This window comes from Sphingopyxis sp. (genome assembly GCF_036402335.1).
Classification (GTDB): domain Bacteria; phylum Pseudomonadota; class Alphaproteobacteria; order Sphingomonadales; family Sphingomonadaceae; genus Sphingopyxis.
On record NZ_DASWTD010000660.1, the window covers coordinates 1 to 9,615 of the forward strand.

Annotated in this window: 9 protein-coding genes; all 9 read left to right on the forward strand. The window is 64.7% G+C overall.

From position 1 onward, the window contains the following. On the forward strand, positions 1 to 411 hold a 411-nt coding region (locus VGD20_RS21130), incomplete at its 5' end, for a TonB-dependent receptor (protein WP_331136336.1). A 125-nt stretch (positions 412 to 536) separates the two neighbouring features. Next, on the forward strand, positions 537 to 2,567 hold the full coding sequence (locus VGD20_RS21135) for an acetoacetate--CoA ligase (RefSeq protein ID WP_331136337.1): 2,031 nt from the start codon (positions 537 to 539) through the stop codon (positions 2,565 to 2,567). Then, a complete protein-coding gene (locus tag VGD20_RS21140; RefSeq protein ID WP_331136338.1) occupies positions 2,564 to 3,409 on the forward strand; it encodes a 3-hydroxyacyl-CoA dehydrogenase family protein in 846 nt (281 codons plus the stop codon). The genes VGD20_RS21135 and VGD20_RS21140 overlap by 4 nt, the downstream gene beginning before the upstream one ends. Positions 3,410 to 3,425: 16 nt before the next feature. Then, positions 3,426 to 4,760, forward strand: a complete 1,335-nt coding sequence (locus VGD20_RS21145; protein ID WP_331136339.1) for an MFS transporter — start codon at positions 3,426 to 3,428, stop codon at positions 4,758 to 4,760. Continuing rightward, positions 4,760 to 6,412, forward strand: a complete 1,653-nt coding sequence (locus VGD20_RS21150; protein ID WP_331136340.1) for a tannase/feruloyl esterase family alpha/beta hydrolase — start codon at positions 4,760 to 4,762, stop codon at positions 6,410 to 6,412. The genes VGD20_RS21145 and VGD20_RS21150 overlap by 1 nt, the downstream gene beginning before the upstream one ends. Before the next feature lie 245 nt (positions 6,413 to 6,657). Then, on the forward strand, positions 6,658 to 7,422 hold the full coding sequence (locus tag VGD20_RS21155; protein WP_331136344.1) for an alpha/beta hydrolase: 765 nt from the start codon (positions 6,658 to 6,660) through the stop codon (positions 7,420 to 7,422). A gap of 245 nt (positions 7,423 to 7,667) precedes the next feature. After that, positions 7,668 to 8,393, forward strand: coding sequence for a DUF72 domain-containing protein (locus tag VGD20_RS21160; protein ID WP_331136341.1), 726 nt, complete (start codon positions 7,668 to 7,670; stop codon positions 8,391 to 8,393). Then, positions 8,393 to 9,352: an NAD(P)/FAD-dependent oxidoreductase gene (locus VGD20_RS21165; protein ID WP_331136342.1), complete on the forward strand. Its 960-nt coding sequence runs from the start codon at positions 8,393 to 8,395 to the stop codon at positions 9,350 to 9,352. The genes VGD20_RS21160 and VGD20_RS21165 overlap by 1 nt, the downstream gene beginning before the upstream one ends. Positions 9,353 to 9,434: 82 nt before the next feature. Further along, on the forward strand, positions 9,435 to 9,615 hold a 181-nt coding region (locus VGD20_RS21170; RefSeq protein WP_331136343.1), incomplete at its 3' end, for a hypothetical protein.

Consider the following 9,615-nt stretch of genomic DNA (forward strand, 5'->3'; position numbering starts at 1 on the left):
GGGATCGCGGGCAACTACATCCTGAAATATCGCACCCAATTGTCGCCGACCTCGGCGGTCAGCAACTCGCTCGACGCCGGGATTCCCCGAACGACCCTGCGCACCACGCTCGGGTTCACGGCCGGTCCGGTGACGTTCGTCAATTTCGTCAATCATCGTAGCGGCATCACCGCGTCCTTCGCGACCCCGACGGGATCGAGCCTCTTTCAGTCGAAAAGCTATACGACGGCGGACCTGCGGCTGTCGGTCAAGCTTCCTGACACGGGCTTCATGAAGGGAACCGAGATCGGCCTGCAGATCAACGATCTGTTCGACAAGACGCCGCCCTATTTCCCCGGAGCCGACGGTATCGGCGGCACTTATAATGCGATCGGTCGTTATGCGGCAATGAGCCTCCGTACCGCCTTCTGACCTTTTGAGGCGGCGCACCTCGACGAGGTCGCCGCCTCTCCTTCGTCGTCGAAGCCCGGAGGGATCGGCGACGCCGGACTATGCTCGTTATCTTTCCCGCCATTTCAACAAGGCCCTCCCAGTCGATGAATCTTTCCAGCAACAGCGCAGATGTTTCGGGTCCGGTTCCGCAGATGCGCCTGTACTCAGATTGGCTCAAGGCGACGCAGGGCCTCGACTTCGCGAGCTTCGAGGATTTGCGGCGTTGGTCGGTGGGTGACCTTGCTGCCTTCTGGCGCAGCATCTGGGACTATGATGAAATCGAATCTGCGGCCCCGTTCACCTCGGTACTGAGCGACGATCCCATGCCGCAGGCGCGCTGGTTCGAGGGCGCCGAGGTCAGTTATGCGCGCCACATATTCCGGCATGCGGCCGCAGCGGATGAGGCCGGCCAGCCGGCGATTGTCGCGATGAACGAGCGCGGCGACACCGTCGAACTGAGCTGGGCCGAGCTTCGCCGGCAGGCGGCGTCGCTGGCGCTTGAACTGCGCCGGAACGGGATAGGGAAGGGGGACAGGGTTGCGGCCTATCTGCCCAACATTCCGGCGGCAGTCATCGGCCTGCTCGCCTCGGCGAGCCTCGGCGCGATCTGGACGCTCTGCTCGCCCGACATGGGAACGAGCGCGGTGCTCGACCGGTTGCGACAGACAAAGCCCAAGGCCCTGATTGCAGTCGACGGCGTCCTCTATGCGGGCAAGTCGATGGACCGCGGCGCCGCCGTCGCCGAAATATGCGCTGAGCTGCCGTGTATCGAGCGATTGTTCCTTGTTACCAGCGGGTATGGGGCGGCTGCCGTGCCCGGCGCGCTCGACTTCGCCGAGGCGGTCGGCCGCGCCGATGCCGCGGTGGCGGCGTTCGAACCCGAGTGGCTACCCTTCGATCATCCGCTATGGATCCTCTACTCGAGCGGGACAACCGGACTGCCGAAGGCGATCGTGCACGGGCACGGCGGTGTACTCCTCGCGACCGCCGCCGGGCGGCTCCATTTCGATCTCGGGCCGAGCTATTCCGCGAACAACTTCGGCGACCGGTTTCACTGGTTCAGCGCCACGGGCTGGGTCATGTGGAATATCCAGGTCGGCGCACTGCTCAGTGGCACGACCATCTGCATCTTCGACGGCTCGCCGAGCGGAACGAAGGCCGCTCCCGACTGGAGCCGGCTCTGGGATTTTGCCGCGCGGAGCGGCGTGACCTGGTTCGGCGCCGGCGCCGCCTTTTTCGCAAGCTGCCGCAAGGCAGGTCTCGATCTGGCGGGTTTCGGTGGGCTCGGCGGCATTCGCGCGCTTGGCAGCACCGGCTCGCCGCTTCCGCCCGATGTACAGCGCTGGGGATCGGCCGAGTTCGAAGCGGCCGGGCGGCCCGGAATCTGGTGGTGCAACGTCAGCGGCGGGACCGAGATCGCCGCCGCTTTCATGGCCGGCAACCCGGAACTGCCCGACACGCCCGGCAGGCTCCAATGCCGCCATCTGGGCGCCGCCATCGAGGCATGGAACGAAAACGGCCAGCCCGTCATCGACGAGGTGGGTGAGCTTGTTTGCACGCAACCTTTCCCCAGCATGCCGCTTTGTTTCTGGGGCGACGAGGATGGAAGCCGCTATCGCGAATCCTATTTTTCCGAATGGCCGGGGATATGGCGCCACGGCGACTGGCTGACGATCGGTGCCGACGGCGGCTGCGCGATCTCGGGCCGCAGTGACGCGACGATCAACCGGCACGGGCTGCGTATGGGCACCGCCGAGATCTACGCGGCGGTCGAAGGCCTGCCGGGCGTTGCCGATACGATGATCATCGATGTCGAGGATGGCGCGGGTGGCAGCACGCTGATCATGTTCGTTGTCCCGGCCGAGGGGGAGCACCTTCATTCCGCCATGGAAACGGCGATCGCATCGGCTATCCGCACCAGCCTCTCGCCGCGCTTTGTGCCCGATCGCCTAATCGCTGCGCCGGCTATTCCCCTCACGCTGTCGGGCAAGAAGCAGGAGCTTCCTATCAAACGGCTGTTTGCCGGCTGGCCGGTTGCAAAAGTGATCAATGCCGACGCAACTGCCACGCCAGACATTCTGCCCTGGTATATCGAGCAGGCACGGCGCTGGCATCGTGCGGGAGATGCCGGATGAAGGCGGCCGTCGTCGGGGCAGGGCTGATGGGGACGGAAATTGCGCTGGTCTTCGCGTTGGCCGGCCATGATGTCCTGTTGACCGATCTATCGGAAGAGGCGCTCGATCGCGCGATGGCGCGGCTCGGCAGCCTCATCGAGAAAGGCATCTCGCGGCAAGCCTATGCTGCCAACACCGCGCGCGAGGCGCTGACCCTTATTCGGCCGACGACGAAGATTGTTGAACTTGCCGACCGCGATCTCGTGACCGAGGCGGTTTTCGAATCGCTCGACGCCAAGGCGGGCGTCCTCAAGGCGCTCGACGATTTGTGCGCGCCGCACTGCATCCTCGCGTCGAACACGTCGACGCTCCCGATATCGACGCTCGCGGCCTCTTTAAGGCCCGGACGCCGCCCGCTCTTCCTCGGCACCCATTATTTTTCGCCCGTGTCGCGAATGCAGCTTGTCGAGATCATCCCGGGCTTTGCCACCGATCGCGCGACAGTCGAACAGGTTGCGGCGTGGCTGGAAGGCGTGGGCAAGCAGCCTGTCGAGATCAAGGATGTGGCCGGGTTTGCCGTCAATCGCATGCTCCACGCCCTTCTCATCGAAGCTGTCCGCCTTGTGGAGGAGGGGGTGGCAACGCCGGCCGATCTCGATACGGCTTGCCGTCTCGGGCTGGGGCATCCGATCGGTCCGTTCGCGATGATGGACGTCGTGACGTCGGACCTTTGTCTGCAGGTGCAGGATATTTTGCACGATGCTTATGGCGAGCGGTTCAGACCTCCGGCGCTGCTCAAGCAGCGCGTCGCGGCGGGGCTGGGTGGTGGCAAGGGCCGCCCCGGATGGACGCGCAACGGATAAAGGAAGGGGGAGAGTTATGGACACCTTGGAATTGCAGGACCGGCCGGCGCCCGCTGCTCGCCGCGAGCCGCGCAACCGGGGGCTGGTGCTCGGGATGCTCTGCTTCGTCTACGTGCTGAACTTCCTCGACCGGCAGCTCGTATCGATCCTTGCAAAGCCGATCCAGGACAGCCTCCAGATCAGCGATAGTCAGCTCGGCCGGATCACGGGTTTCTATTTCGCACTCTTCTATTGCTTCATTGCCATCCCGGTCGGTTGGCTCGCGGACCGTACGAACCGGGTGAAGGTTCTCTCGATCGCCTGCGGCCTGTGGAGCGCCGCAACCGCCGCCTGCGGCATGGCCGCCAATTATGGCCAGCTCGTCGTCGCGCGCATGGCGGTCGGCGTCGGGGAAGCGGGCGGGGTGCCGCCGTCCTATGCGATCATCTCGGACACGTATCCCCGCGAGCAGCGCGGGACCGCCATGGGCATTTTCAATCTCGGGCCGCCACTCGGCTCCGCGCTCGGCGTCGCCTTCGGCGCGTCTCTGGCTGCCGCCTATGACTGGCGCATCCCCTTTTATGTTGTGGGCGCGATCGGCGTGCTCACCGCCATCATCGTCTATCTGGTCATTCCCGAGCCCGAGCGGGGTCGGTTCGATCCGGTGCCGGCGCCCACGGCGACTGACGTTCCCGCGCAAAGCTTCGGATCGGCCATCCGCGCCTTCTTCGGCAACCGCATTCTGGCGGTGGCTGCCTTGGCGAGCGGTGCTGCCAACTTCATCACCTATGGCCTCAGCAATTTCGCGACCCTCTTCCTGATGCGCGAGAAGGGCATGAGGCTCGAAGATGTCGCGATCTGGTATGCCCTCGCGGTCGGGCTCGGGATGGGCACCGGCATCTTCGTCGCCGGCCGTCTGATCGACCGCTTCGCGGTGAAGAACAAGGCCGCCTATGCCAGCATTCCGGCGCTCTCGCTGCTCCTCGCCTTGCCCTTCTTCCTCGGCTTTGCGGCTGCCGATCGCTGGGAGATCGCGCTCGCGCTGCTGTTCGTTCCGCTGTTCCTCAACTCCTTCTTTCTTCCCGCGACCGTCACCTTCGTCCAGGGCGAAGTCGATCCCGGCGCGCGGGTGATTTCCGGCGCCTTGCTGCTGCTGGTCATGAACCTGATCGGCCTTGGCCTCGGTCCGACCTTCGTCGGCATGGCGAGCGACTATTTCCGTGCAGACTATGGCGAGCATGCGCTGCGGATGGCCTATTATGCGCTGGCGCCAATGTATCTTGTCGCCGCGCTGCTCTTCGTCTGGCTCGCCCGGTTGATCCGGAAATCGGAGACCGGACAGGCGGACGCATCAACTCTCGGGAGGCAATAATGAAGCGGATATCTGGCATCGCCCTGCTGGCGGGCGTCGCGGCGGGATCGCTGGTTCCGGTGAGCGTTGCGGCGAAAGCGCCGGCTTCCAGGGCAGCCTCCGCGATCGAGGCGCCTGCGGCGCGCTGCGCAAACCTCGCCGGATTGAAACTTGCCGACACCAGCATAACGAGTGCGGTCCTCGTGCCGGGTAAAGAGGCAGAGGCTTCGCTCGTCGGCGATGCGGCGGGATATCGAAGCTTCTGCCGCGTCGTCGCGCGTGTCCGCTCGGCGCCCGGGTCGGACATCGGCGTCGAAATCTGGTTGCCGGTGGAGGGATGGGCCGGCGTCTTCCATGGCAATGGCAACGGAGGCTTCGCCGGCATTCTCGCGGGCGGCTATTCGGGGATGGCGGATGGTCTGCGGCGCGGCTTTGCCACCGCGACGACCGACGCCGGTACGGCGCCCGCGACGCCGCTGGAGGGCGATGCGCTCATTGGCCAAGAACGCAAATGGCGCGACTGGGGCCGGCTGTCGACGCATGTGATGACCACCACCGGCAAGGCGATCACCAAGGCCTTCTATGGCCAGCCGGCAAGGCGCTCCTATTACACCGGCTGCTCGACCGGCGGCCAGCAGGGGCTCATCGAGTCGCTCTACTATCCCGAAGACTATGACGGGATTCTCGTGGGAGCTCCGGTCATGAACCGGACCTGGGGCCATGCCGCTGTCCTGTGGGACTATGCTGCTGCCCATCGCGCGCCCGGGAGGCTGCTGTCGGACGCAAAGCTCAAGCTGCTAAACCGGGCGGCGGTCGCCACCTGCTGGAAACAGGGGCACGGCCTGTCGGGCGACAGGTTCATCTCCGATCCGATGAGCTGCACCTTCGATCCTGCTGTTCTCGCATGCAAGGGCGGCGCATCCGACGCCTGTCTCACGCCGGCTGAGATCGAGACCGCCCGCGCCTTTTACGCGGGGCCGATGACTGCGGAAGGCAAGGCAAGCTATTTCGGCTGGTTGCCCGGTAGCGAGATGCCCGACACCTTCGGCTGGGCCTTCCTCCAGAAGCCGATCAACGAGGAGCCGCCGTTCGGCGCCCTGTTCAAATGGGTGTTCGGAGTGGACTGGGACTGGAAAAGCTTCGACTTCGACCGGGATATGCCCTTGGTGGATCAGCGGCTCGACGCGATCGTCAATGATGCGACGCGGGGCAGCCTCAAGGCCTTCGCCGCCCGCGGCGGCAAGTTGATCGTCTATCATGGACTCGCCGACACGCTCGTCGCGCCTGGACAATCGGTGGCTTTTTACGAGCGGCATGCGAAGGACTTCGGCGGCATGGACAATCTGGCGAACAACGCGCGCCTGTTCCTCGCACCCGGAATGATGCACTGCGGCGGTGGCGCCGGTCCCGATGCGTTCAATAGCACGCTCGGCATTCCGCCGCAGCCGCCCGGCTATGACGCGAAGCATGACATCTTCTCGGCGCTGATCGACTGGGCCGATGGCGGCAAGGCGCCGGAGAGCATCATCGCGACCAAGTTCGCGAGCGACGACGCCGGAAGGGTGGAAATGCAGCGGCCGCTCTGCCCTTATCCCAAGAAGGCAGTCTATCGCGGCTGGGGTTCGACGGCTTCGGCGAGCAATTTCGCCTGCACCGCGCCGGACGAACGGTAAGCGGCAGGTGTTGAATCGCAGGAATTTTCGCGCCTTGCGGTTGCGGGTGCGGCCTCGGTCGCCGCGCCAGGCTCCGCGTCCGCACTCGCTTCGGAAGGCATGATAAGATTCCGCGCACTGGCGTCATCGCACGTACCTGGCGAGCTTGGCGTCGCGATCTACGAGCCGCCGGGCTACGACACTGCGCGCGCCGAGCCCTTCCGCTCCTGCTTCTGCTCCATGGCGGGAATGGCAGCGAGAAGGACCTGCTCTTCTTCAAGAGCGTCTTTGACAGCGAAATCGCCTCGGGCCGTATTCCGCCGCTGGTCATCGCGATGCCGAGCGGGCGCCGCTCGCTCTATATGGATTTCCGGGACGGGACGGAGCGCTGGGAAAGCTTCATCCTGTCCGACGCGCTGCCGTTCATTAGACGGCCGGCACATCTCGATGCGGTACGTGCACGAACCTTCATCGGCGGCGTCTCGATGGGAGGGCTTGGCTGTTTGCGCATCGCGTTCAAGCATCCCGAACTGTTTGCGGCCGTACTCGCTCTTGAGCCTGCGATCGAAGCCGCGCTGGAATGGAACGGTGTGGGGCCGCATACGCGTTTCTGGCGGCCCGAGCGCGTCCTTTATCCGATATTCGGCGAGCCTGTAGATGCCGCGTACTGGGCGCTGAATAATCCCGCGACGATCGCGAGCGATGACCCTGATCGATTGCTCGATCTTCGCATCTATCTCGAGGTCGGCGACCAGGACGCGTTGTATCTCTATGAAGGCGCCGAATTTCTGCATCGCGTCCTGTTCGACGTCGGCCTCGCTCACGAATATCGATTGGTACACGGAGCCGATCATGTGGGTGAGTCGCTCCTGCCGCGCATGGCAGATGCGCTCGGTTTCCTGGGGCGGCAGCTCGCGCCACCGGACTGGGTCGATCGAAGCGTGCTGAACTTTCGCAGTACAATGGACCAGGGCAAGCGTGCCGCCGGCATCGAGATCGAGCATGCTGATCCTCGCCGTTTGAAGCGTTAGTCAGGAGTGGCTTCGTTTAGCTGTCGAGCCGTTCGAACTCTTCGTAATCCTCGCTCCCGCCCCGTTGTTGCGAGGACTAGGACGGATATTTTCGAAGTGTCGCGCCGATGGCGACTGCCTGCCGACCGTCTGTGTTTTTGCAAAGGATGCCTCGAGGCGGCCGTTCCGTAATCGGCCAAGCGCGGCGACAACTCGCCAAATCGCTTTCGCGCGCATCCAGTTGCCGGAAGCCGCGTTCTCGAACGATGAGATGGCGGATCGGAACAGCAGGGTGGAGCATCGCGTCGCAATATGCCGACCGGTTTCCGGATGCGGGCTTTGCGCTCGAACGCTATGCGCACCGCTTTTCGTGCGTCGAGATCAATTCCTCATTTTACCGCTCGCATCGTCCCGCCACCTGGACGCGGTGGGCGGCGATCGTACCCGAGGACTTCCGCTTTGCGGTGAAAGTGCCGCGCACGATCACGCATGAACGCCGCCTTCGCGATTGCGGTGACTTGATTGCGCGTTTCGTCGATGAGATCGCCGGGCTGGGGCCGAAGCTCGGCGTCCTGCTCGTTCAGTTGCCGCCCAATCTGGCCCTCGATGTGGAAGTAGCCGAGCGCTTCTTTGCCGGGCTTGGAGCCTCGACATCCGCTCGCATTGCCTGCGAGCCGCGCCATGCGAGCTGGTTCGAAGCCGGCGCTGAGCGCCTGCTGGCGACGCGCGAAGTCGCGCGCGTCGCCGCCGATCCGGCGCGCGTCCCTGCGGCCGGGGTACCGGGCGGCTGGCGCGGGCTCTCCTATTGGCGTCTCCACGGATCGCCGACCATATATCGCTCACCTTATGGCACGGAGCGGGTCGCCGGCTATGCGGCTTTGATCGCGTGCGAGCATAAGGGAGCAGAGCCACCCTGGTGCATTTTCGACAACACTGCCGCGATGGCGGCGATGGGTGACGCGTTTGAACTTGTTTCGCAGGTGTCGCGCTGATGGAGACGGAACAGCGTGCGGACGGCGACATGATAGATGTTCTGATCGTGGGCGCGGGCCCCGCCGGTCTTGCGGCCGGCCTGTATCTCGCACGCTATAGGCGCCGAGTCCGGATCGTGCACGACGGCAGTTCGCGCGCGCTCTGGGTCCCGCGCTCGCGCAACGTTCCGGGCTTTCCTGACGGGATCATCGGGGCCGATCTCATCGAGCGCATGACCGACCACGCCATGCGTTACGGCGCCGAGATTGCCGCGGGGAAAATTGTCGAAATCGCGCGGCGAGACGATGATGGCGGCTTTCGCGCAATCCTCGAAGGCGGTGCGATCATCGACGCGCGCGGTCTGATCCTCGCGACCGGCGTCGACACCAATCTGGCGCAGCTCGACAGCGGCGATCATGGGGCGGCCGTGCGCAGCGGCGTGCTGCGCTATTGCCCGATCTGCGACGGCTTCGAACATAGCGACGAACGGATCGCGGTCCTCGGCTCCGACCTCCACGGCGCCGCCGAGGCAATGTTCCTGCGACAATATTCGCGCCACGTCACGCTCATCCCGAAATGGCAGGTGGCGCTGACCGATCGGCAGCGGAGCGAACTTGAAGCGAGCGGCGTCGATGTTCTCGAAGGCCGGGTGATGCGCCTTGACGCCACCGAGGAGGCAATGTTCGTCGCAATCGAGGGCGAAGCCGCGCCGCGCCGGTTCGACACGCTCTACCCGGCGTTCGGATCGACGCCGCGCAGCGAACTTGCCGCCATGCTGGGGCCGTTGACCGATCCCAATGGCTGCATCCCGTTCAGCGCTTTTTCGGACGGACTGCTTCCCGGCGTTTATGCCGCGGGCGACGTCCTTGAAGGTCTCGACCAAATCAGCGTCGCGATGGGGCAGGGCGCGATGGCGGCAACGCGGCTCCACAACTGGCTCCGCGAACAGGAGGGGCATGTGATGGCCGACCAGAAATAGGACAGAATGCGGGCACGCCGCGAAACCTAAGGGCGAGCGGGGGGTTGAAGATGCAATTCCCTCGAAACCCAAGGAACCGATCATGGCCAAGAAGCCCGCACCGTCCCCTGCCACCGAGCACGCCCTTTACGACCATCAGCCGGGAGCGGGGCAAGCCGCGCCGGCCGACCGCCGGGGCAATGGTGATGAACTGCACCAAGACGTCGGCGATGAGGGCGCCGATCCGGGCGCCTATCTTACCGACAATTTCGGCCATCGCATTT

What these genes read in the sequence shown, in the direction of transcription:
- VGD20_RS21135 (WP_331136337.1), top strand. Translation starts at nt 537, where the DNA reads ATGAATCTTTCCAGCAACAGCGCAGATGTTTCGGGTCCGGTTCCGCAG.
- VGD20_RS21140 (WP_331136338.1), top strand. Translation starts at nt 2,564, where the DNA reads ATGAAGGCGGCCGTCGTCGGGGCAGGGCTGATGGGGACGGAAATTGCG.
- VGD20_RS21145 (WP_331136339.1), top strand. Translation starts at nt 3,426, where the DNA reads ATGGACACCTTGGAATTGCAGGACCGGCCGGCGCCCGCTGCTCGCCGC.
- VGD20_RS21150 (WP_331136340.1), top strand. Translation starts at nt 4,760, where the DNA reads ATGAAGCGGATATCTGGCATCGCCCTGCTGGCGGGCGTCGCGGCGGGA.
- VGD20_RS21160 (WP_331136341.1), top strand. Translation starts at nt 7,668, where the DNA reads ATGAGATGGCGGATCGGAACAGCAGGGTGGAGCATCGCGTCGCAATAT.
- VGD20_RS21165 (WP_331136342.1), top strand. Translation starts at nt 8,393, where the DNA reads ATGGAGACGGAACAGCGTGCGGACGGCGACATGATAGATGTTCTGATC.